The organism is Flexivirga sp. YIM B11880, assembly GCF_058148645.1.
In genome coordinates this window covers 72,530-94,050 of the sequence record NZ_JBMAMH010000007.1, presented here as the reverse complement: position 1 = coordinate 94,050, position 21,521 = coordinate 72,530, and the positions used below count along the sequence as shown (strand labels likewise).

Annotated in this window: 20 protein-coding genes; 7 read left to right on the top strand and 13 right to left on the bottom strand. The window is 68.4% G+C overall.

Annotation, left to right across the window (positions count from 1 at the left end):
- Window positions 1-50 precede the first annotated feature (50 nt).
- A complete protein-coding gene (locus ACN8HC_RS11975) occupies window positions 51-1,280 on the bottom strand; it encodes a homogentisate 1,2-dioxygenase (RefSeq protein ID WP_490075068.1) in 1,230 nt (409 codons plus the stop codon).
- Between the two features lie 69 nt (window positions 1,281-1,349).
- On the opposite strand from ACN8HC_RS11975, the gene ACN8HC_RS11970 reads away from it, so the two are divergent.
- Together ACN8HC_RS11970 and fahA are read left to right on the top strand one after the other, a co-directional pair.
- A complete protein-coding gene (locus ACN8HC_RS11970) occupies window positions 1,350-2,165 on the top strand; it encodes a hypothetical protein (protein ID WP_490075067.1) in 816 nt (271 codons plus the stop codon).
- Complete coding sequence (fahA, locus tag ACN8HC_RS11965; RefSeq protein ID WP_490075066.1) at window positions 2,162-3,352, top strand: fumarylacetoacetase; 1,191 nt, start codon at window positions 2,162-2,164, stop codon at window positions 3,350-3,352. Before ACN8HC_RS11970 ends, fahA begins: the two co-directional genes overlap by 4 nt.
- Here fahA and ACN8HC_RS11960 read toward each other — a convergent pair whose 3' ends face one another.
- The gene (locus tag ACN8HC_RS11960) at window positions 3,353-4,264 is read right to left on the bottom strand and encodes an RDD family protein (protein WP_490075065.1); all 912 of its coding nucleotides are present in this window, start codon (window positions 4,262-4,264) and stop codon (window positions 3,353-3,355) included.
- Between the two features lie 109 nt (window positions 4,265-4,373).
- Window positions 4,374-6,074, bottom strand: coding sequence for an APC family permease (locus ACN8HC_RS11955; RefSeq protein WP_490075064.1), 1,701 nt, complete (start codon window positions 6,072-6,074; stop codon window positions 4,374-4,376).
- A gap of 235 nt (window positions 6,075-6,309) precedes the next feature.
- On the opposite strand from ACN8HC_RS11955, the gene ACN8HC_RS11950 reads away from it, so the two are divergent.
- Together ACN8HC_RS11950 and ACN8HC_RS11945 are read left to right on the top strand one after the other, a co-directional pair.
- A complete protein-coding gene (locus ACN8HC_RS11950) occupies window positions 6,310-6,798 on the top strand; it encodes a hypothetical protein (RefSeq protein WP_490075063.1) in 489 nt (162 codons plus the stop codon).
- Window positions 6,798-7,100, top strand: a complete 303-nt coding sequence (locus tag ACN8HC_RS11945) for a hypothetical protein (protein WP_490075062.1) — start codon at window positions 6,798-6,800, stop codon at window positions 7,098-7,100. Before ACN8HC_RS11950 ends, ACN8HC_RS11945 begins: the two co-directional genes overlap by 1 nt.
- Before the next feature lie 91 nt (window positions 7,101-7,191).
- On the opposite strand, the gene ACN8HC_RS11940 is transcribed toward ACN8HC_RS11945, so the two are convergent.
- The 5 genes from ACN8HC_RS11940 to hppD form a co-directional block, all read right to left on the bottom strand.
- Complete coding sequence (locus ACN8HC_RS11940) at window positions 7,192-7,578, bottom strand: hypothetical protein (RefSeq protein WP_490075061.1); 387 nt, start codon at window positions 7,576-7,578, stop codon at window positions 7,192-7,194.
- A complete protein-coding gene (locus tag ACN8HC_RS11935; protein ID WP_490075060.1) occupies window positions 7,575-8,606 on the bottom strand; it encodes an SDR family oxidoreductase in 1,032 nt (343 codons plus the stop codon). Before ACN8HC_RS11935 ends, ACN8HC_RS11940 begins: the two co-directional genes overlap by 4 nt.
- Complete coding sequence (locus ACN8HC_RS11930; RefSeq protein WP_490075059.1) at window positions 8,603-10,480, bottom strand: glycoside hydrolase family 15 protein; 1,878 nt, start codon at window positions 10,478-10,480, stop codon at window positions 8,603-8,605. Before ACN8HC_RS11930 ends, ACN8HC_RS11935 begins: the two co-directional genes overlap by 4 nt.
- A 14-nt stretch (window positions 10,481-10,494) precedes the next feature.
- On the bottom strand, window positions 10,495-11,985 hold the full coding sequence (locus tag ACN8HC_RS11925) for a molybdopterin-dependent oxidoreductase (RefSeq protein ID WP_490075058.1): 1,491 nt from the start codon (window positions 11,983-11,985) through the stop codon (window positions 10,495-10,497).
- Between the two features lie 172 nt (window positions 11,986-12,157).
- Window positions 12,158-13,363, bottom strand: coding sequence for a 4-hydroxyphenylpyruvate dioxygenase (gene hppD, locus ACN8HC_RS11920; RefSeq protein WP_490075057.1), 1,206 nt, complete (start codon window positions 13,361-13,363; stop codon window positions 12,158-12,160).
- Window positions 13,364-13,464: 101 nt separating this feature from the next.
- Between hppD and ACN8HC_RS11915 the strand changes: the two genes are divergently transcribed.
- Window positions 13,465-13,935, top strand: a complete 471-nt coding sequence (locus ACN8HC_RS11915; RefSeq protein WP_490075056.1) for an Lrp/AsnC family transcriptional regulator — start codon at window positions 13,465-13,467, stop codon at window positions 13,933-13,935.
- Window positions 13,936-13,941: 6 nt separating this feature from the next.
- On the opposite strand, the gene ACN8HC_RS11910 is transcribed toward ACN8HC_RS11915, so the two are convergent.
- The 4 genes from ACN8HC_RS11910 to ACN8HC_RS11895 are packed head-to-tail and all read right to left on the bottom strand — an operon-like array spanning window position 13,942 to window position 18,753.
- On the bottom strand, window positions 13,942-15,696 hold the full coding sequence (locus tag ACN8HC_RS11910; RefSeq protein WP_490075055.1) for a DEAD/DEAH box helicase: 1,755 nt from the start codon (window positions 15,694-15,696) through the stop codon (window positions 13,942-13,944).
- Between the two features lie 50 nt (window positions 15,697-15,746).
- Window positions 15,747-16,058 carry a DUF3039 domain-containing protein gene (locus ACN8HC_RS11905; protein ID WP_490075054.1) on the bottom strand — a complete coding sequence of 104 codons (312 nt, stop codon included), beginning with the start codon at window positions 16,056-16,058 and terminating at the stop codon, window positions 15,747-15,749.
- A gap of 31 nt (window positions 16,059-16,089) precedes the next feature.
- Window positions 16,090-16,659, bottom strand: a complete 570-nt coding sequence (locus ACN8HC_RS11900) for a YqgE/AlgH family protein (protein WP_490075053.1) — start codon at window positions 16,657-16,659, stop codon at window positions 16,090-16,092.
- A gap of 48 nt (window positions 16,660-16,707) precedes the next feature.
- Entirely contained in the window at window positions 16,708-18,753 is a 2,046-nt protein-coding gene (locus ACN8HC_RS11895) for a DEAD/DEAH box helicase (RefSeq protein WP_490075052.1), read from the bottom strand.
- Between the two features lie 318 nt (window positions 18,754-19,071).
- Between ACN8HC_RS11895 and ACN8HC_RS11890 the strand changes: the two genes are divergently transcribed.
- Both ACN8HC_RS11890 and ACN8HC_RS11885 read left to right on the top strand, forming a co-directional pair.
- Complete coding sequence (locus tag ACN8HC_RS11890) at window positions 19,072-19,416, top strand: hypothetical protein (RefSeq protein WP_490075051.1); 345 nt, start codon at window positions 19,072-19,074, stop codon at window positions 19,414-19,416.
- On the top strand, window positions 19,413-20,069 hold the full coding sequence (locus tag ACN8HC_RS11885) for a TetR/AcrR family transcriptional regulator (protein WP_490075050.1): 657 nt from the start codon (window positions 19,413-19,415) through the stop codon (window positions 20,067-20,069). Before ACN8HC_RS11890 ends, ACN8HC_RS11885 begins: the two co-directional genes overlap by 4 nt.
- A 3-nt stretch (window positions 20,070-20,072) precedes the next feature.
- On the opposite strand, the gene ACN8HC_RS11880 is transcribed toward ACN8HC_RS11885, so the two are convergent.
- Complete coding sequence (locus ACN8HC_RS11880; RefSeq protein WP_490075049.1) at window positions 20,073-21,491, bottom strand: NAD-dependent malic enzyme; 1,419 nt, start codon at window positions 21,489-21,491, stop codon at window positions 20,073-20,075.
- Window positions 21,492-21,521 lie beyond the last annotated feature (30 nt).

Genomic DNA, 21,521 nt, shown 5'->3' with positions numbered 1-21,521 from the left:
CGCACGGAGCTGATCGACGTTACCGGGATCCGCCGTCGAATGGGGCGAAATCAGCGTCCGCCGACCCAGCTCCACGCGTACTTGCCGTCGTCCACGGCGCTGCCGCCCTCGCCGAGCTCCATCGGCCGGAAGGTGTCGACCATGACTGCCAGTTCGTCGAACTCGTGCACGCCGATGGAGTTCTCGTAGGCGCCGGGTTGCGGGCCGTGCGCGTGACCGCCGGGGTGCAGCGAGATCGAGCCCTTGCCGATGCCCGAGCCCTTGCGCGCCTCGTAGTCGCCGTCGACGTAGAACATGATCTCGTCGCTGTCGACGTTGGAGTGGTAGTAGGGCACCGGGATCGACGCCTCGTGGTAGTCGACCTTGCGCGGCACGAAGTTGCACACGACGAAGTTGGTGCCCTCGAAGACCTGGTGCACCGGCGGCGGCTGGTGGACCTTGCCGGTGATCGGCATGAAATCGGCGACGTTGAACGCGTAGGGGTAGAGGCAGCCGTCCCAACCGACCACGTCCAGCGGGTGGTAGGGGTAGGTGTAGATCGTGCCGACGACCTGTCCACCGGTTCCCCGGTGTTTGACGTAAACGTCTGTCGGAGCGTCGGATTCGGCGCCGATGTCCGCCGCGAGCAGCGGCCCGTCCGGTCCACGCAGGTCGCGTTCGCAGTATGGCGCATGCTCCAGCAGCTGCCCGTAGCGCGACAGATAGCGCTTCGGCGGCGCAATGTGCGAATTGCCCTCGATCGCGTAGGCGCGCAACGGCTCGGTGAAGCCTTCGTCACCGGCCACCACCGGCAGCCAGCGATGGGTCGTCGCCCTGGGCAGGATCAGGTAGTCGCCCTCGGCAACGTCGAACGCCCCGAAGACCGTCTCGACGTGTGCGGCACCGCGCTCGACATACACACACTCATCGCCGATCCCGTTGCGGTACCACGGACTTGGCGCGTCGGCCACAACGTAGGAGATCCGCACGTCGCCGTTGCCGAGCACCAGCCGGCGCCCGGTGACGACGTCGACGCCGGTGTCGCTCTCGCCGAAGAGGTCGTGCAGCTTCAGGTGTCGCGGGAGCAGCGGGTGATTGGGCTCGGTCGCGAGTGACCACCGGAAGTTCCAGGGCTGGGCGTCGGAGATCGCCGACGGCAGGCCACGGTGGTAGAGCAGCGACGAGTCACTGGAGAAGCCCTCCTCCCCCATCAGCTCCTCGTAGAAGACCCCGCCGTCCGCGCGGCGCAGCGCAGTGTGCCGCTGCCGGGGCAGTTGTCCCATTGCTCGATAGAACGCCATTGTTCCTCGCTCTCGTTGCCGACGTAGGCCGCGGCTGCCGGTGTCCGGCGGCTGGCTACGGTGAACCCCATGGCCAGTCTGCCCCCGCGAACGCTCTTCACCCAGCTGATCGACGACGCAGCCGTTTTTCCACCGGGCAACTTCTCACTCTCCGAGGCTATCGAGCGGCGATCCGCACGTCGCGGCAGCCCGGTCGCCGATTTCGTCGGGCCGCTGTTGCTCCCGCCGAGGCTGATCGACGCGGCGCTCGCCGACCACAGCGGGCTCGTCATTGCCGTCATCGGCCGGCGCGACACACCGGTCGAGGAGGTCGTGGCGGCGGCCGAGCGAGTGGCCGGCTCCACTGGGCACTCGCTCGCCGGTGTCGAGGTCGCCGCCGGGCCGGGCTGGGAGCAGGTCCTCGAACTCTCCGTGCCGGTCGCCGTCGAGGTGCCGGCCGCCGCCGACGGCCGTGCGCTGCTGCCCGGCATCGAGCAGCACGAGGGTCAGGTGATCGCCAAGCTGCGCACCGGCTCCACCCCGGCCAACGCGGTCCCGACCATCGACGAGGTTGCGTCGTTCATCGCCGAATGTGTCCGGACCCGTATGCCGTTCAAGCTCACCGGCGGTCTGCACCACGCCGTCGCGCACACCAGCGGCGGCGAGGACCAGTTCGGCTTCCTCGGCATCCTGCTGGCCGTCCATGCCGCGCTCACCGGGGGCGACATCGGGGCGCCCCTCGCCGACCGCGACGCCGGAGCGACCCGCGACGCGGTGCTCGCGCTCACCGAGGAGGACGCCAAGGCGGCACGCAACGTCTTCACCAGCTTCGGCTGTTGCGACGTACTCGACCCGATCCACGACCTGGCCGCACTCGGCCTGATCTCCGAAGGGAGCATTTCATGACCGCCGAGCTATGGGGCATCGACAACCTGCCTTACGGCGTGGCGACCGGGCCGGACGGCCACACTCAGGTCGTCACCCGGCTGGGCGACGACGCCATCGGGCTCGCGACCCTCGCGTCGCGGGACAACCTGCGCAAGTGGGCTCGCATCTTCGACAACAGCTCCCTGAATCCCTTCATCTCCCAGGGCCGTTCGAGCTGGAGGTCCGCCCGATCGTGGCTGCGGGGCATTCTGCAGGACGAGGGCCGCAGGGACCTGCTCGCGGCGGCGACGACGCCGCTGGCCGAGGTGACGCTGCACCTGCCGGTGGATGTCGCGGACTACGTGGACTTCTACGCCAGCGAGCAGCACGCGACCAATGTCGGCTCGATCTTCCGGCCGGACGGTGCCGCGCTCACGCCCAACTGGAAGCATCTGCCGATCGGCTACCACGGCCGGGCCGGCACCGTCGTCGTGTCCGGCACCGACATCGTCCGCCCGGTCGGTCAACGCAAGGGCAAGGACGACCCGGAGCCGGTCTTCGGCCCGAGCGTGCGGCTGGACATCGAGGCCGAGGTGGGCTTCGTCGTCGGTGGCGCGACCGAGGTCGGCGAGCGGGTGCCGGTCGACGACGCCGCAGATCACCTCTTCGGCGTCGCACTCTTCAACGACTGGTCGGCGCGTGACATCCAGGCCTGGGAGTACGTGCCGCTCGGACCCTTCCTCGGCAAGTCCTTCGCGTCCACGCTCGGCGCGTGGATCACTCCCCTGGAGGCCCTCGAGGCAGCGAAAGTGCCCGTCCCCGAGCAGGATCCGAAGCCGCTGGACTACCTGCAGGGCGCGGATCTGTTCGGGCTGGACCTCGAGCTCGAGGTCCGGCTGAACGACACGATCGTCTCCCGGCCGCCCTATCGGGCGATGTACTGGAGCCCCACCCAGATGCTCGCGCACCTCACCGTCAACGGCGCCAGCCTGCGCAACGGCGACCTCTTCGCATCCGGCACCGTCTCCGGTGACCGGGCCGATCAGCGCGGCAGCCTGCTCGAACTGACCTGGAGCGGTCGGCAACCGATCGAGCTGGCCGACGGGAGCACCCGCAGCTTCCTGCAGGACGGCGACGTCGTGACCATCACCGCGACGGCGCCGGCGGCCGGTGGTGGTCGCATCGCGCTGGGCGAGGTCACCGGTCGGATCCTGCCCGCCACGTAGTCAGCGGCCGTCGTACGGCGGTGTCGGGCCGCCATACGGCGGCTTGGTCCGAGCGGCGCTCACGACATAGGTCTTGGCCGCCTTGTCGTGGATCGCCTGCGCATTGCGGTCCCCGAGCGGCACCAGCCCGTCGATCAGGCTGAAGACCGTGCCGAGTGAGCCGAGCAGCGGGACGACCGACGTGATGTTGTTGACGCCCTTGACCACCGCGCGGATCGCGGCGGCGTTGAGACCGGGCCGGGCGCTCGAGTCGGCGCCGCGCACCCGGATCCGCAGGAGCAGGTGCCCGATCGTCTGACCGCGCCACGCGATCATGCCGATCTCGTAGACCAGGTAGACCAGCACCGCGACCACGGGGAACTGCCAGGGCAGGTGATACATCGCGTCCGGCAACGGCGGCTGTGACCGGCCGTGCTGCGCGGCGGTGATGGCCTCGTCATACCAGTCGGCCATCGTCGTGATCCACGGGCGCAACCAGGCCCAGGAGATCGCCATCGCAACGAGCGACAGCAGGACGTTGTCGATGAAGTACGCGAAGAGACGGCGCCACCACGACGCGGTCGGCTCACCGTCCGGGGTGGTCTTGACCGGTCGCGGTTGATACCCCTGCTGTTGGCCGTATGACGGCCGGCCGTAACCCTGCTGCGCGTGCTGCTGGTAGGGGTCCTGGTGCGACCGCTCGTAGGGCCGCATCGGCGGCTGCTGCGGACGACCGCCGGTGCGCGCCCGCTCCACGGCGCGCAGCCGCTCCTGGTGCTCTTCGTACTGCCGGCGCGCGTCGCCGATGCGCGACTCGTCCAGGTTCGGCTTGACCTTCGGCATGGTGCGGTCACTCCAGAGGATGCCGTCCCAGTATCGAAGCTGGTCCGGGTCCTGGGGGTCGTCATACCAACCCGACGCGCGTTCGGCCATGGCCCAGATCCTCTCATTCGCAACTGGAGCCACCCCTGGGCGGCACCGCACATTCCACACGCCCCCTCCCGGAATCCGGGAAGGGGCGTGTGGTTGCGTCGACGCAGGCTCAGACCCCAGGGGCCAGCTTGCCCTCGTCCTCTTCGATGATCTCCTCGGTCTCGTTGAGGATCTCTTCGACGCGCTCGGGCGGCAGCTGGCAGTACCACGCCACGGCGAGCACGACAGCGGTCAGGATGATGTTGGCGATGATGCCGCCGTTGAAGCCGTAGACGTTGGCCTCGCCGGCGTCCTTGGTGGCTGCGCCGGAATAGCTGCCCAGGTAGCTGACCAGCAGAATGCCGGCGAACCAGAGCAACACCCACCAGCCGTTCTTGAACTCCAGCTTCGGCGCGCGGCCCTTGTCCATCGCCTGGAAGATCGCCAGGAAGATGTAGCCGATGGCGACAGCCACCATCATCTTCCAGACCTGGTCCCAACCGGCCCAGTACATGATCAGGTTGGTCGCCAGCAGCGCGAGCGGGGCGATGACCCAGGGGGCCTTGGCGCGGTAGGGCCGCTCCATGTCCGGCAACTGCTTGCGGAAGGTCAGCAGCGCGACCGAACCGCTCCCGAAGGACAGCACGGTGAGCGAGGTGACGATGGACACCAGCGCCTGCCAGCTCGGGAACGGCAGGAAGAAGATCGCACCCACGATCCAGGCCAGGATCAGGCTCGGCCACGGCACACCGTTGTCGTTGACCTTGGCGAGGACCTCAGGGGCGTTCCGGTTGCGGCCCATGGCGTAGGACATGCGCGCGGTGACGCTGGTGTAGATCAGTCCGGTGTCTCCGGGGCTGATGAACGCGTCGGCGTAGAGCAGGCCGGCCAGCCAGCCCATACCGAGGAACGTCGCGAGCGCCGCCAGCGGGCTGAAGTCACCCGCGGTGCTGCCGACCTTGATCGCGTTGCCGACACCCGACCAGCCGTTCTGCGCCAGCGCGTGCGGATCGAGCGCCGCGATGAAGGCGACCTGCAGCAGGATGTAGAGGATGCCGCAGATCACGATCGACCCGATCAGGGTCAGCGGGACGTTCTTCTTCGGGTTGTCGGTCTCACCAGCCAGCTCGATGCCCTGCCGCCAGCCGAGGAAGGAGAACGCGATGCCGGCCGCGGGGATCGCTTCCATGGCGCCCTTGATGCCCTTGGGCGCGAAGCCGCTGCCGTCCTTGACCGTGGCCGTGAAGTTGCCCGTGTGGAAAGCCGCGATCATGACCGCGACGATCACCAGGACGATCATGATCAGCTTCCACCAGACCAGCACGTTGTTGATCCGGGCGAACCACTTCACCCCGAAGAAGTTGATCAGCACGAAGACGCCGAGCATCAGGATGGCGATGACCAGCCCCGCCGGCTTCAGGGTGCCGTTGCTGTTCTCCAGCCAGTGCAGGTATGACGACGCGTAGGTCAGCACCGCGGAGACTTCGACCGCCGCGACCGAGGCGCACGCGAGCCAGGTCACCCAGCCGAACGAGTAGCTGGCGAACGAGCCCCAGGCGTAATGGGGGTAGCGGGCGACACCACCACTACGCGGCATCATCACACCGAGCTCGGCGTAGCTGAGCCCGATGAAGAGGAACATGATGGTGCCGACGATCCAGGACAGGATCGCGGCCGGGCCGGCCTGACTGGAGGCGTGTAGTGCACTGAACAGCCACCCGGACCCGATGATGGAGCCGATGGCGGTGAAGAGGAGACCGACGGTTCCGAACTCCTTTTTGAGGCGCGGGTCGTCTCCGGCGACGTTGTCTACCTTCTCGGTGACACTCATGGTTGTGCATCATCCCTTTCGGCTGCCATGCACTTGTTCTGTTTGGTTGTCGTTCACCCTCCCAGGCACCACTTGTGAACGGTGACACACTCGGTGAGCGCTAGCACGGTAGTCCCGTGAACCACATACGCGTCAAGCACCCCTCCCAGTGTTGCCAAGTTGCAACGTCGATGGTGCTGAACGGGGAAACCGGCACGCGGATCGACCTCGGGGGGCGGGCACTAGGGTGGGGCGCATGCTCAAGCTGATGCTGCTGTTGCACCTGCTGACGGCGATCTTCGCGATCGGCCCACTCGCGCACGCCGTCACGACTGCGTCGCGGGGCCTGCGGCGATCCGATCGCGTTGCGTTGCAGGCGTCGTCCCGCACGGCGAAGGTGTATGCCGCGGCGTCGGTGCTCGTCGTCATCTTCGGCATGGGGCTGATGTCGCAGAAGCGTCGCGGCAAAGAGCTCGGCAGCATCGGCGACACCTGGATCTGGTTGTCACTCCTGCTCTGGGCACTCAGCATCGCGATCACGTTCTTCGTCATCACCCCGTCCCTGGACAAGGCCGCGGAAGCGTTGGCCACGAGCGCGTCGAGCGCCGCCCAGCCGGCCGGCGACGCGACCGTGCCGACGGTCGCGGCCTCGTCATACACCGCGCGAGTGGCCGCCTCGGGTGGCGTGGTCGGCCTGATCTTCGCCGTGATCGTCGTGCTGATGGTCTACCGGCCCGGCGGCTGATGACGCCCGAGGAGGTCGCTGCATTCCTCGCGACACTACCCGGCTGCACGCAGAAGGGCACGCGCGCGGTGCCGGCCTGGTATGTCGACGACCGCATCGTCGCGCGTCTGGTCGCCTCCGACGAGCTGATGATCCGCTGCGCGTTCGACGAGCGTGAGCGCCTGGTCGATACCGAGCCGGACACGTTCGGCATACCGCCCGCCTACGAGGCGCACCTGAAGGTGCAGGCCATGCTCACCGGCGACGCGGACGCCATCAGGTCGGCGCTGCGTATGGCGTGGGAGCTGCAGCGCAAGCGCTGACGGTGCGTACCGACAGTCCACAGCGACGGAGCCGACGCAACTCAGATCCGCGCCAGCTCGTGGTCGTGTCGCACGGTCTGATCCGGCGGGGTCACTTCGCAGGATTGCGGCTCCGTATGCCGGCCCGCTCGACTCGAGTGGTGAGCCGGTGGACGCACACGCCCAGGTCGGCGACATCGCGTTGGATGCCGTCGGCCATGGCGTCCGGGTCCTCGCGGGCACGGCTGGTCTGCCGGGCGGTGAGTTCGAGCTGCGTCACGACAGGCGTGCCGGCGATGATCGCCCGGTTACGGGTGTGCGCGAGGATCTCCGCCTTGCTGGCCCCCGGTCCCCGGCCGCCGAGCAGTCGCGCGCGGGCCAGCTGCAGCCGCTCGTCGACGGTCAGGGTCACCACCCGGGCGGCCGGCGCCGGTCGTGGCGCGCCGGTGAATGCGTGCGCCACGCGCCGCAGAAGGCCGAGCGGGGCCGGCGGGCTCATCCGCTGACCCGGCGAGCCACTCCCGCCCCGAGCAGCGCGGCTCCGACCGCCGCGGCCGCGCCGAGCAGTCCGTGGTGTTGCGATGCCCACAACTGATACGACCGGTCGGTGGACTTGTTGTCGAACACCCCATGAGTCCCGAAGTCGCGGTCGGCGTCGGCGGGTTCCCACAGATTCTCGGGCTGGTTCGGATCGCGCGGCTGAGAGGTCTGTTGCGACTTGAACCCGGTCTTGGCGAGATAGCGGTCCAGTATGCCGGGCGCGATCGCGTTGGCGACCAGCGTGCCCATCGTGCTGCCGCCGACCCAGTACTCGCGCCGCTCCGGACGCCGGGCGGCATACACGACGGCGCGACCCGCCACCTCGGGCTGATAGATCGGCGGCACCGGCTGCGCGTGATGCGGCAACCGGGAGAGCACCCAGGAGAACTGCGGTGTGTTGACGGCCGGCATCTGCACCATCGTCACGTTGACCGGGCTGTGCTCGTGCAGCAACTCGCAGCGCAACGCCTCGTGGAAGCCCTGGATGGCGTGCTTGGCGCCGCAGTATGCCGACTGCAGTGGTATGCCGCGGTAGGCCAACGCCGACCCGACGTGCACGATCGTGCCGTGTCCGCGTTGCTTCATCCGCGGCAGCACGGCCATCGTGGCGTAGACGTAGCCCAGGTAGCTGACCTCGGTGACGTGCTTGTACTCGGCGGGCTTGATCTCGTCGAACGGCGCGAACACCGAGGTGAAGCCGTCATTGACCCAGATGTCGATCGGTCCGAGCTGGTTCTCGATCCGTTCGACGGCCGCCGCGACCTGGTCGGCGTCGGACATGTCGGTGGGCACGGTGAGCGCCGTCCCTCCGGCACGCTCGACCTCGGCGGCGGCACCGGCCAGGCCGGCCGCGCCTCGCGCGAGCAGGGCGACCTTCGCGCCGTACTTGCCGAATTCGATGGCGCTGGCGCGGCCGATGCCGCCCGTCGAACCGGTGACCGCGACGACGGTGTCGGACGTGATGTGCTGCATGTGCGGAATCTTCATGTGCGCTCCTCGGGAATGTAAGAGTCGGGTCCGGTCTCGAAGTGCTTGCTCAATCGTGCTGCGGCCTCGATGAAGAAGGCGTGCACGAACGCCTGTGGCAGGTTGCCCCGCAGCTGGTGCTCGCGGGTGTCGTACTCCTCCGTGTAGAGACCCGAGTTGGTGCACGAGGCCCGGGCTCGTTCGAAGTAGTGGATGGCCTTGGCGATCTCGCCGACCTGCGCTTGCGCCAGGGCCAGGATCAGTCCGCAGAGGGTGAACGACCCCTCCGCCTCTTCCAGCGGACGCTGGTCGTGCCGGAAGCGGTAGACGTGACCGTCGCGGGCGAGTTCACGAACCACGGCCTCCCGGGTCGCCACGCTTCTCGGGTCGTCCGGGGCGATGCCGCCACGGACGGTGGGCAGCAGGAGCGAGGCGTCCACTCGCTCCTCGGTGGGACTCTGCTGCCACCGACCGGTCGAATGCAGCGACGTGTCACTGGTTTTCGACAGGATCTGGTCGGCGAGCGTCAGCCAGGGTGCCGCCTCCGCGGCGCCGACGTGTCCGGCGATGGCCCGGAGCCCGGCGACGCAGGCGAGTCTGGACTGCGTGTAGACGTCGTTGTCCAGCTCCCAGATGCCGGCGTCCGGCTCACCCCACTTCTGCTCGATCACCTCCACGCAGGTGTGCACCGCCTCCCAGTGCCGAGGCTGCAGCAGGTCGTGGCTGGCGGCCCCGGCATACATCGACAGCGCCTCCCCGAGGGTGTCGAGCTGGAACTGCTGGTTGACCCAGTTGCCGACGATGTCGCCGCCGCCCGGGTAACCGGGCAGACCGACGTGGTGTTCGTCCGGCACCCGGCCGCCCGTCACCGTGTATGCCGGTTTCAGCTTCGCGCCGTCCTCCAGGATCCGGTCGGTCACAAAGGCCAGCGCGGAGTTCAGCAACGGATAGGGCCCGAGCGCAGCGATGGCCTGACCGGCGTAGCACTGGTCCCGGATCCAGGCGTAGCGGTAGTCGTAGTTGCGCCCTTCGCGGGCGCGCTCCGGCAGCGACAGCGTGGCCGCCGCCACCATGCCGTGGTCGGCGGACGTGAGCCCGGCGAGCACGGCATACGACTGCCGGACGTTCTGCCGCGCGTGGACGGTCTCGAGCTGTGGGACCGACCGATCCCACGCCGACCTCGTCGCGAGCCACAGCTCGTCCGCAGCGGGCGGCTCAGGGGGAAGTGTGTCGCGGGTCAGCTCCACGACGATGTCGTGATGGCCGCCCTCGCCGACGTCGACCTCGGCGCGCAACTGACCCGGCTCCTCGACCGTCGCGAACTCCAGACCACTGACCCGGACCTTGAGGTCTCCGGCCGAGCCGGTCCACACTCCGTCGTCCAGCTTGAAGTTCTTCACGGGCGTGCCACCGAACCCGCCGACCGGCTGGAACGCCACGAGCACCCTCGCCGGTCCCGTCACCGCGCGCACTCGCCGCAGCAGCACGACCTGGCTCGGGTCGGCCGGGTAGCTCAGCGCCTCGTCACAGTCGATCATCCCGTCGGCGGCGACCCAGCGGCTGCGCCATACCAGCGACGCCGGTTCATAGGCGCCACCCCACACGTGCCACGGGTCGGCCGGGGTCACGGTGAACTCGCCGGAACCACCGAGCAGACTGGCGAAGACCGGCTCGTCGCTCCAGCGCGGCACGCACAACCACACGATGTCGCCCTGCGGGCCGATGACGGCGCCCCGCTCACCGTCGGCCAGTAGTGCGAAGTCGCGCAGCACACTGGGATGGCTGACCGACCAGGTCTGCTCACCGCGCTGGGCCGCGTGCGTCCGGGAGCCGCCGCTCGACGATCCCCGTGCTTTACCTCGTGATCGTGTTCCGTGCCGTGCGCTTGGCGACATTGCGTTCACCCTTCTCAGATTCCGGCGGCGTTGGCGTAGTACTGCTGGTCCTCGCGCCACCCGCCCTGGCCCATGCCGATGTCCGTGGTGTCGGCGACGAACTCGATCCCCTTCACCCACTTGACCATCTTGAAGCCGAGCTGGCTCTCGATCCGGACGCGGATCGGCGCCCCGTGCTCGATCGGCAGTGGCGCCCCGTTCATGTCGAGCGCGAGGATCGTTTGCGGGTTGGTCGCGAGGAAGATCGGGATCGAGCCGTAGTAGTGGCCGTAGCGCCCTTCGCCCTCGGTCAGCCCCTTGTCGTCGAACGCGTAGAACACGACGTACTTCGCCTCCGGGCAGGGCTGCACGAGTTCGATCAGCCGCGCGAGCGGAACTCCGGCCCACTCCGCGACCGCTGTCCAACCCTGGATGCAGTTGTGCTCGGTGATCTGTGCTTGCTGCTGCAACGACCGCAGGTCGTGCAGCGACAGCGATGCCGGCCGGTCGACGAGACCACCGATCGGGAGGCGGTAGTCGCGGAACTCGGCGCGCGCGAGGTGCTCGTAGTCGTCGTCGACCGGCGGATAGCCGTTGACGCGGTGGTATGGCGAGATGTCGCGCCGCCGGTAGTGCTGCCGGGAGGTGAAGACCCGTGACAGTGCGCGTTCGAACGGGTTGACCATGATGCCGAGAAGGCGTTGCGCGGCGCGCTTGTCACGCAGTGACCACCAGCTGATGACGATGTGGAAGACGACGATCAGGAACAGGCCGGTCAGCCCGATCGCCAGTCCGAGCGTGTGGTTGCGGTCGTAACCGCCCAGCACGATGCCGGCGAACTCCCGCGGCACACCGTGGATGATGACCATGAAAACATGCACCACCACGAAGACACCGAACGCGCAGAGCCCGAGGAAGTGCAGGCTGCGAGCTCCCTGCTTGCCTCCGAAAAGTCTTCCGTACCAAGGAAACCGGGCCAGAATAGACGGGGACATCGCCGCGCCGGTCAGGATCTGGAACGGCGACAGCACGAAGATCACCACGAAGTAGGCGAGTTTCTGGGCGGCATTGAACGGCTGCCCGGGGATCGGCGGCGCCAGCCGGAAGTGCAGGTAGGTGCCGACGGATCGGATCGCGTCGGGAAAGATCGACCAACTGGTCGGGACCAGGTAGTGCCAGTAACCGGTCGCGAACACCATGGCGACATACACGGCGCCGGTGAGGATCCAGAACTGGATGCTCATGAAGTGCCAGTGCCGCCCCAGGCCGAGATTCTTCTTGCCCGGCAACGCGACCAGGGGGGACCATGCCTCCTCCTCGTCCAGGGAGGACCACGGCCGGCGGGAGTCGGCAGCGAACGTCTTCTTGGAGAACCGCAGCCACTCGCGACCCGGGGGGCAGGCGTCGCGCCAGTAGAACTTCGGGAAAGCGGACAGGACCTCCATGCCGCTTCGCACCAGCAGCAACATGAAGAAGATGTTCAGGAAGTGGGTGATCACCACCCACAGCGGGAAAAAGCCTGACACAGAGCTACCTCCGTGGCGGCTTCCCAGGGGTCGAATGAGGCATGGTCCCGTCCTACCCAGGCCGGGCCCAATTGACTCCTCCGGCGTGAAAGCGCTTCGTATACCTCGCGATCCGCCAAAGACATCGGCCACGACCAGGGCGTTGGTCGTGGCCGATGTTCTTGCGGATCGGCTACAGGTTGCCGCGCTTGTCCTGCTCGCGCTCGATCGCCTCGAAGAGCGCCTTGAAGTTGCCCTTGCCGAAGCCGAGCGAACCGTGCCGCTCGATCAGCTCGAAGAACACGGTCGGGCGGTCGCCGAGCGGCTTGGTGAAGATCTGCAACAGGTAGCCGTCCTCGTCGCGGTCGACCAGGATGCCACGCTTCTGCAACTCCTCGACCGGAACCCGCACCTCACCGATGCGGGCGCGCAGCTCCGGGTCCTCGTAGTAGCTGTCCGGCGTGTCCAGGAACTCGACACCGTTCGCCCGCAACGCATCCACGGACTTGATGATGTCGCCGGTCGCGACCGCGAGGTGTTGGGCACCGGCACCGCGGTAGAACTCGAGGTATTCGTCGATCTGGGACTTCTTCTTGGCGATCGCGGGTTCGTTGAGCGGGAACTTCACCCGGTGGTTGCCGTTCGCGACGACCTTGCTCATCAGTGCCGAGTAGTCGGTGGCGATGTCGTCACCGATGAACTCGGCCATGTTCACGAAGCCCATGACGCGGTTGTAGAACTCCACCCACTCGTCCATGTGCCCCAGCTCGACGTTGCCGACGACGTGGTCGAGTGCCTGGAAGAGCCGCTTCGGCTGGCCCTCCCGACGCTCGATCGTGGAGGACTGTGCGACATACCCGGGCAGGTAGGGGCCGTCATACTGCGACCGGTCGACCAGGGTGTGGATCGTCTCGCCATACGTCGCGATCGCGGCGATGCGCACGGTGCCGTGCTCATCGGTGACGTCCTCCGGCTCACGGACCACCGTCGCACCGGCCGTGCGTGCCTGCGCGATGCACTTGTCGACGTCGGGCACCTCCAACGCGATGTCGACGACACCGTCCCCGTGCGTGCGGTGGTGCTCCACCAGGGGGCTGTCCGGGTCGACGGCACCGTTGATGACGAAGCGGATCGAGCCGCTCTTGAGCACGAACGACTTGTGGTCGCGGTTACCGGTCTCCGGACCGCTGTACGCGACCAGCTCCATCCCCCAGGCGCTCTGGTAATAGAGCGCGGACTGGGTAGCGTTGCCCGACACGAAGACGATCGCGTCCCAGCCGGTCACCGGGAACGGATCCTGGTCGGCGTCGTAGTCGACGAGACCGACCAACTGCTTCAGCTGCTGCAGGTCCTGGCCCGCGGCGAGTTCGTCCGGCGTGAGGTTCACAGTCGTTGTCATGTGCACACTGTGCGCCGGGTCACACGACGGCGCAACCGGGCAGGTATTGGCTGATCACGATGCACAATCTGCGCGGTGTAGACCGGTCTATTCTGTGCAATATGTCCATCGATGAACTCGACGCGCGGCTCATTGCGCTGCTGACGCGACAACCCCAGATCGGGGTGCTCGGCGCCTCTCGCGAGCTCGGCGTCGCCCGGGGCACCGTTCAGGCACGACTGGACCGCCTCCTCGAGCGCGGTGTCATCGCGTCCCTCGCCCCGACCCTCTCGCCGGCCGCGCTGAGTTATCCGGTGATGGCGTTCTGCACGTTGCAGATCCAGCAGCGCAAGGGGCGACAGGCCGTGGTGGAGCATCTGCGCGGCATACCGGAGGTCCTCGAGGTCCACACCATCACCGGCGGCGGCGACCTGCTCGCCCGGGTGGTCGCCCGCGACAATGCCGACCTGCAGCGGGTGATCGACCAGATCGTCGAGACCGGGCTGGTCGTGCACGCCTCCACCACGATCGCCCTGGCGGAGCTCGTCGCGCACCGCACCCTGCCGCTGGCCCAGACCGCGGTCGGTCGCTGACCTCTCCTACCGGTTGCGACCGACGAACCAATTGCGAATCATGGTGATTCGCTCACTCACCTCTTCCGACGACGCGCGGTCCAGCGACGGACCGCCGCATTTGACGCGTAACTCGTGGTGCACGTGCGCGTGCGGCTTGCCGGATTTGGTGGAGTATGCCGCCACCAGCGCGTTCAACTCCTTGCGCTGCGCAGCGAGGGCACGATGTGCTGCGACCGGCTGGTCGTCCTTCGGGCGCGTCCGGCCGTTCCGCAGCTGCTTGTCCTGCCGCTGCCGCAGCAGGCTGGTGACCTGGTCGGGCTCCAAAAGTCCTGGGAGTCCAAGATATTCGTCTTCTTCGTCGCTGCCCGCCACCGCGCCGAGACCGAACTGCTGCGCATCGAACAGGACGTGGTCGAACTCCGCTTCCGACTCCAGTGCTTCGAATTTGCCCTCGAGCTCGCCGAGGGCCTTCTCCTCCTGGTTGGCCTCGTCGATCAGTCCTTCTTCCTCGTCCCAGATCGATTCCTCAGCCTTTTCAGGGCGATCGAGCGCGTGGTTACGCTCTTTCTCCATGGTGGCCGCGAGCTCCATGATCGTCGGCACCGTGGGCAGGAAGACCGTGGCGGTCTCACCGCGGCGGCGCGCTCGCACGAAGCGGCCGACCGCCTGCGCGAAGTAGAGCGCGGTCGACGTCGAGGTCGCGAAGACGCCGACCGCCAGACGGGGCACGTCCACGCCCTCGGACACCATCCGCACCGCGACCATCCAGCGATCCTCGGAGCCGGCGAACTCCTCGATGCGGGACGATGCCCCCGAGTCGTCGGACAACACCACAGTCGGCCGAACGCCGGTGATTTCGTTCAAGATCCGCGCATAGGCACGCGCGGCGGTCTGATTGGACGCGATCACCAGGCCGCCGGCGTCCGGCATGTGCCGGCGCACTTCCGTCAATCGCTTGTCGGCCGCACGCAGCACCGCGGGGATCCACGCGCCGGTCGGATCCAGCGCCGTCCGCCAGGCCGCCGCGGTCGCGTCCTTGGTGAGCGGCTCCCCCAGCCGGGCCGAGATCTCGTCACCGGCGGAGGTGCGCCAGCGCATGGCTCCGCCATACGCCATGAAGAGCACAGGACGGACGACGCCGTCGCGCAGGGCGTCGGCGTAGCCGTAGGTGAAATCACTGGCTGACCGGCGAATGCCGTCCGGCCCCTCCTCGTAGCGCACGAACGGGATCGGCGCAGTATCGGAACGAAACGGCGTGCCGGTCAAGCAGATTCGCCGGGTCGCAGGCTCGAACGCCTCCCGGATCGCGTCACCCCAGGACTTGGTGTCGCCGCCGTGGTGCACTTCGTCGAGGATGACCAGCGTCCGCCTGCGCTGTGTGCGGGTGCGGTGCAACGCGGGCCGGCTGGCAACCCCGGCATACGTCACCGCGACGCCGTCGAAGTCGGCGGCGTGCTCCTCCTGCGCGTTCGTGAACCGCGGGTCGATGTGGATGCCGACCCGGGACGCCGCGTCCGCCCACTGCGTCTTCAGGTGCTCCGTCGGCGCCACGATCGTGACCTGCTGGACGATGCCGCGCTGCAACAACTCGGTCGCCAGGCGCAGCGCGTAGGTCGTCTTCCCGGCGCCGGGCGTTGCCACTGCAAGGAAGTCACGGGGCTGATCGGCGAAGTAGCGATCCATCGCCGCGGCCTGCCAGGCACGCAGCTTGCCCGCGGTCCCCCACGCCGCCTTCCCTGGAAACGCCGGTGACAGGTGTGAAGCGGCGGAAGTACTCATCGAGAAGCAAGGCTAACCTCCGCCACCGTCACGCCCGGAACGCGGGGAGGTCAGTCGTCGCCACCGTCCTGAGGCGCCCGTAAACCGTCGTAGATCTCCTTGCAGGTCGGGCACACCGGGAACTTCTGCGGGTCCCGCCCGGGCACCCAGACCTTGCCGCAGAGCGCGGTGACCGGCTCACCGGAGAGTGCGCTCTCCATGATCTTCTCCTTGCGCACGTAGTGCGCAAAGCGCTCGTGATCGCCGGGCTCCTGCAGCTGCTCCTGGCGCTCGGTGCGCTCCAGGGTCGCCGTCGTCGTGCGCGGAGTGCTCGGCGCGCTCTCCGGTGAGGACAGCCGGTCCGGTTCGTCGATGGTGCTCATCCCATCGAGTGTAGTTGTGCGGGCTCGGTGCTCAGTTGAGGTCGGGGTCGGCCGGGAAGTTCGCCACGAACGCCAGCGACGTGTGTTGCCGCCGCAGCACCATGGCCCACAGCTCAGCCGGGTCATCGCTGAAGGCGTCGGCGGTCACGGCGTCGACGACGAACCACATGCCTGCCTCGATCTCACCCTCGAGCTGTCCGGCGCCCCAGCCGGCATAGCCGGCGTAGATGCGCAGTGCGGTCACCACCGGCGCCACGATGGGCGGCGGCGCGTCGAGATCGACGAGGAACATCTCACCGAAAAGGCTTCGGATGCCGAGGGACTCATCTTCCTCGGTGGTCGAGGACGCGAGCGCGAGAGCGGTGTCGAGCGCGACCGGACCGCCCTGGAACACACAGTCCGGGGTGGTGACGTGCTCCTGCCAACCCGGCAGGACGGAATCGACCGCCGCGCCGAGCGGCCGATTGAGGATGAGGCCGTGTGCACCGTCCTCGTCGTGGTGCAGCACGAGCACCACGCTGCGGTCGAAGACGTCGCCGTCCGGGACCTCGGACTCCGTCCGAGGCACGGCGACGAGGAGTCGTCCGGTCAGATCGGTCACCTCGCCATTATGGGTGACCGACCTGGCCGCACGGCCGTCTGCCTGCGATCAGCGCGCGGAGTGGCCTCGACCGAACCGGTCGCGGCCACCCCGGTGGGCGCCGTCACGGCCGCGGTCGCCATACCCGCCTCGGCGGCCACCCTGACGGCCGCCGCGGTCACCGTAGGAGCGGCCACCGCGGCTCGCCCGCGGCGGGCTGATCAGCCGCTGCAGCTCCTGCTCGGAGATCGGCGCGCCCTCGGGCCTGCTGCCCCCGGCGGTGCGGATGACGTCGTCACCGGGTCGCGCGTTCTGCAACGTGGTGTCCACGCCTGCCTCGTCGAGCAACCGCTGCATGGTGCGCCGCTGGTGCGGCAGCGCCAGCGTGACGACCGTGCCCTTCTCGCCCGCTCGAGCGGTGCGTCCGGCCCGGTGCAAGTAGTCCTTGTGGTCCGCCGGCGGGTCCACCTGCAGCACGACGCCGACGTCGTCCACGTGGATGCCGCGTGCGGCTACGTCCGTCGCGACCAGCACCGGCACGGTGCCGTTCTTGAACGCTGCCAGGACCCGGTTGCGCTGCCCCTGGTTGAGTCCACCGTGCAGCGACGCCGCGAGGACGCCCTGGTCGCGCAGCTCGCCGGCCACCCGGTCGGCACCCAGCTTGGTGCGGACGAAGACGACCGTCCGGCCGGGCCGGTTCGCGACCTCGGCCGTCACCGACTTCTTGTGCCGCGGCTCGATGAGCAACGCGTGGTGGTCCATCGTCGCCACGGAGGCGGTGCCGTCGTCGGTCGCGTGCTCGACCGGGTCGGTCAGGTAACGCTCCACGACGCTGTCGATGCCACGGTCGAGGGTCGCCGAGAAGAGCAGCCGCTGCCCCTCGGCGGGCACCTGGTCGAGGATCTGCTCGATCGCCTCCAGGAAGCCCATCTCGGCCATGTGGTCCGCCTCGTCGAGGACCGCGATCTCGACACGGGACAGGTCGGCCGCGCCCCGCTCCATCAGGTCGATGAGCCGCCCGGGGGTCGCGATCAGCAGGTCCACGCCGCGCTCCAGAGCGGACAGCTGCGGCTCGTAGGGCATACCGCCAGCCACCAGCTTGTGCCGCAGTCCGATCACGTGGACCAGCGGTTGCAGGGCGTCGCTGACCTGCATCGCGAGCTCACGAGTGGGCACCAGCACGATGGCCCGTGGCTGCCCGGAGCGGGCCTTGCCGCCCTTGGCCAGGCGGGTCAGCAGGGGCAGCCCGAAGGCGAGTGTCTTGCCCGAGCCGGTACGGCCGCGCCCGAGCACGTCGCGCCCGGCGAGTGCGTCCGGGATGGTCGCCTGCTGGATCGGGAACGGCGCGGTGATGCCATCGCGGGCGAGTCGCTCCACGAGCACGTCGGGCAGGTCCAGGACGGCAAAACCGTTGCCGTCCAATGAAACGGGCTCGGCTGGGCGCTGCTGCTCGCGGACCGCGGGACGGGTCGCGTCCCGGCGGTCGTCGCGCCGCGGCCGGTCGAAGTCGCGCCGCGGCCGGTCGAAGTCGCGCCGCTCCGGTCGCTCCCTGCGGTCCTCGCGGTATGCCGGACGCCGGTCGTCGCGGTAGGAGTCGCGTCGGTCGTCGCGGTATGCCGGACGCCGGTCGTCGCGGACCGAGCCGCGCCGGTCGTCGCGGGAGGAGTTCCGCCGGTCGTCCTGGAACGAGCCGGACCGGTCGTCCCGGTAGCTCCGGCGCGTCGGGCGGTCGTCGCGACGGAAGTCGTCGCGGCGTTCACCGCTGCCGCGGTCATCGCGGAAGCCGCGACGGTCGTCACGGTAGTTGCGGCGGTCATCGCCGCCGCGTCGCGGAGCGCTGTCGCGCCGGTCGTCGTACCTGCGCTCGTCGGATCGACGGTCGCTTCGGGCGGGCCGCTCGCCATACGAGCGCTCCGGACGGTCCCGTCGCTCGAAGCGGTCACCGCCGCTGCGGGCACCGTCGCGCCGTTCGGGTCGTCGGGAGTCGTTGCGATCACGACGCGGTCCGCGGTCGGCCGACTCGCCGCGCGGCTTCCGCACGTCCGAGCGCTTCGCCTCCAGCTTCTGGGCGCGGGTCCAACGTGCCTTCTTGCCGTCCATGGCCTTCTTGGGCATAGCTCAATTCCTCTGTGTCTGTCTCGGGTGCTGCTGAGCGCACCTCGCGGGGACAGGCAGGCACCATCGCCCGCGTCGAAGCGGGTGTCGCGCTGCTCGGGGGTCCCTCGCGCCGGAAAGATCTCGGCGCTCACAAAAGGAAATCAGCAATGAACGCAAGATCGCGTAGTAACCCCTCAACGGTAGCGGAGGCGCACAGTTCCCACCAAAACGAAGCGGCCGTCAATGGTGGTGACCTTGGTCGCACCGGGCTGTTGAGCAGTCGCTCAACCCGGTCTACGATGCCGTTTGAGCGCTCGCTCAAGAAATGAGGGGCAGATGGCCGAGGATGCAAGCTGGTTCGCCGACATCGGGCTCTTCACGTTGTGGTGCGGCACGAGCCTCTCGGCCGGTGCGGTGCTCGCCGGCGCCTTCACGATCGGCGTCTTCTTCGTGCCCGTGGCGTGGTCGTTCATGGCGCTGAGCGTGTGGCGGACCGCCCGTCGACCAGGGCGCATCCACACAATGGTCGGACTCCTGATGGGCCCGGCCCTCGCCATCGGCTTCCTTCCACGGACGCTGCCGTTCGTCCTGGCCGGCACCGCGATCCTCGCCCTCGCGGTCGTCATCCTGATCGTCGGCCATCGCCGCAGCGCCGCCGCGCACCGATCATCGCAGCCATGACCTACGGTGGCGACACCATGCCCGACACCAAGACCAAACTGATCGACGCGACGATCGCAGTCCTGCGCGACAACGGGATCACCAGTCTGTCGGCGCGAGTGGTGGCCGCCCGGGCAGGGGTGAATCAAGCTCTCGTCTTCTACCACTTCGGCACCCTGGATGCGCTCATCGATGCATCGACGCGCGCCGCCGTCGACTCGAGCCGCGACCGCTACCGCGACGCCTTCGCGTCGGCGTCTTCCCTGCGGAAGCTGATCGAGCTGAGCAGCACCCTGCACGAGCAGGAGCGTGCCGCCGGCAATGTCGCACTCATGGCCCAGGTGATGGCCGGTGCCCAGCACGACGCGGTGCTCGCCGAGGCGGCGCGCTACGCGATGTCGGTGTGGACCGCCGAGGTCGAGACGGCGATGCGACGCATCCTCGCCGGCAGTGCGCTCACCGACTTCGTCGACGTGCCCGGCCTGGCACGCGCTGTCAGCGCCGGCTTCATCGGCCTGGAACTGTATGACGGAGTCGATCCGGACGGCGGCGCGGCGGCGCTCCGGGCACTCATCGGACTGGTGGGTCTGGCCGACGCGATCGACGGACTCGGACCGGTCACCCGGCGCGCCGTCGGCGCACGGTTGAAGACCGCCCGCCGCCCCGGCAGCTGACCGCTACGCCGGTTGATCCGCCTCGTCGGCACGCACGGCGTCGGCGACCGCACGGGCGACCACCTTGGAGACATCCGGCTGGAAGACGCTCGGAATGATGTATGCCGGGTTGAGTTCCTCCGCCTTGACGACGTCCGCCAGCGCGTATGCCGCGGCGAGCATCACGTCGATGGTGACGCGGGTGGCCGCCGCGTCGAGCAGGCCGCGGAAGACACCGGGGAAGACCAGCACGTTGTTGATCTGGTTGGCGAAGTCGCTACGTCCGGTCGCGACGACGGCCGCGTGCTCGGCCGCCGCGGTCGGGTCGACCTCCGGGTCCGGGTTGGCCAGCGCGAAGACGATGGCGTCGTCCGTCATACCGGCGATGTCGCTGCCGTTCAACAGGTTCGGGGCGGACACTCCGATGAAGACATCGGCGCCGCGCACCGCGTCCTTCAGCGTGCCGGTCAGGCGACCAGGATTCGTCGCCTCCGCCAACTTGGCCAGGTCGCTGTCCGGCGCCGACTTGATGTCCGGACGCTCCGGTTCGACGACGCCGTTGATGTCCGACAGCACGATGTCCTTCGCGCCGGCGGCCATCAGCAGCAGGGCGATGGCGGTGCCCGCCGCGCCCGCACCGGACTGCACGATGCGCACCTCGGACAGCTCCTTGCCGACGACCCGCAGCGCGTTGCGCAGCGCGGCGAGGACCACGATCGCGGTGCCGTGCTGGTCGTCGTGGAACACCGGGATGTCCAGCTCGTCGCGCAGGCGGCGCTCGATCTCGAAGCAGCGGGGCGCCGAGATGTCCTCCAGGTTGATGCCGGCGAACTCGGGTGCCACCACCTTGACCGTGCGGATGATCTCCTCGGTGTCCTTGGTGTCCAGGCACAGCGGGAACGCGTCGATGTCCGCGAACCGCTTGAAGAGCGCGGCCTTGCCCTCCATCACCGGCAACGCCGCCAGCGGGCCGATATCGCCGAGACCGAGCACGGCGGTGCCGTCGGTGACGACCGCGACGGTGTTGCGCTTGATGGTGAGCCGCCGTGCGTCGTCGGGGTTCTCGGCGATGTCGAGGCACACCCGGGCCACGCCCGGCGTGTAGACCATCGAGAGGTCGTCACGGTTGCGGATCGGCACCTTCGACTCGATCTTCAGCTTGCCGCCGAGGTGGGCGAGGAAGGTGCGGTCACTCACCTTGCGGATCTCCACGCCGTCGACCGCCCGCATCGCCGCAACCAGCTCCGCGGCGTGATCGGCATCCCGCGCCGCGGCCGTGACGTCGATCGTCATCCGGTTGTTGTCGGAGTGGTTGATGTCGAGTGCGGTGACCAGTCCGCCGTTGCGCTCCACCGCGCCGCTCAACTCGCTCACGGCGGTCGTCCGCCCCGGCAGGTCCACTCGGACGGTGATCGAATTGGAGACCGAAGGCAGCGCAGTCATGACAGTGCGCTCCTTCGTCGGGTCCTGTCA

Coding starts and splice junctions, on each gene's coding strand:
- ACN8HC_RS11975 (WP_490075068.1), bottom strand. CDS start 1,280: ATGGCGTTCTATCGAGCAATGGGACAACTGCCCCGGCAGCGGCACACT.
- ACN8HC_RS11970 (WP_490075067.1), top strand. CDS start 1,350: ATGGCCAGTCTGCCCCCGCGAACGCTCTTCACCCAGCTGATCGACGAC.
- fahA (WP_490075066.1), top strand. CDS start 2,162: ATGACCGCCGAGCTATGGGGCATCGACAACCTGCCTTACGGCGTGGCG.
- ACN8HC_RS11960 (WP_490075065.1), bottom strand. CDS start 4,264: ATGGCCGAACGCGCGTCGGGTTGGTATGACGACCCCCAGGACCCGGAC.
- ACN8HC_RS11955 (WP_490075064.1), bottom strand. CDS start 6,074: ATGAGTGTCACCGAGAAGGTAGACAACGTCGCCGGAGACGACCCGCGC.
- ACN8HC_RS11950 (WP_490075063.1), top strand. CDS start 6,310: ATGCTCAAGCTGATGCTGCTGTTGCACCTGCTGACGGCGATCTTCGCG.
- ACN8HC_RS11945 (WP_490075062.1), top strand. CDS start 6,798: ATGACGCCCGAGGAGGTCGCTGCATTCCTCGCGACACTACCCGGCTGC.
- ACN8HC_RS11940 (WP_490075061.1), bottom strand. CDS start 7,578: ATGAGCCCGCCGGCCCCGCTCGGCCTTCTGCGGCGCGTGGCGCACGCA.
- ACN8HC_RS11935 (WP_490075060.1), bottom strand. CDS start 8,606: ATGAAGATTCCGCACATGCAGCACATCACGTCCGACACCGTCGTCGCG.
- ACN8HC_RS11930 (WP_490075059.1), bottom strand. CDS start 10,480: ATGTCGCCAAGCGCACGGCACGGAACACGATCACGAGGTAAAGCACGG.
- hppD (WP_490075057.1), bottom strand. CDS start 13,363: ATGACAACGACTGTGAACCTCACGCCGGACGAACTCGCCGCGGGCCAG.
- ACN8HC_RS11915 (WP_490075056.1), top strand. CDS start 13,465: ATGTCCATCGATGAACTCGACGCGCGGCTCATTGCGCTGCTGACGCGA.
- ACN8HC_RS11910 (WP_490075055.1), bottom strand. CDS start 15,696: ATGAGTACTTCCGCCGCTTCACACCTGTCACCGGCGTTTCCAGGGAAG.
- ACN8HC_RS11905 (WP_490075054.1), bottom strand. CDS start 16,058: ATGAGCACCATCGACGAACCGGACCGGCTGTCCTCACCGGAGAGCGCG.
- ACN8HC_RS11895 (WP_490075052.1), bottom strand. CDS start 18,753: ATGCCCAAGAAGGCCATGGACGGCAAGAAGGCACGTTGGACCCGCGCC.
- ACN8HC_RS11890 (WP_490075051.1), top strand. CDS start 19,072: ATGGCCGAGGATGCAAGCTGGTTCGCCGACATCGGGCTCTTCACGTTG.
- ACN8HC_RS11885 (WP_490075050.1), top strand. CDS start 19,413: ATGACCTACGGTGGCGACACCATGCCCGACACCAAGACCAAACTGATC.
- ACN8HC_RS11880 (WP_490075049.1), bottom strand. CDS start 21,491: ATGACTGCGCTGCCTTCGGTCTCCAATTCGATCACCGTCCGAGTGGAC.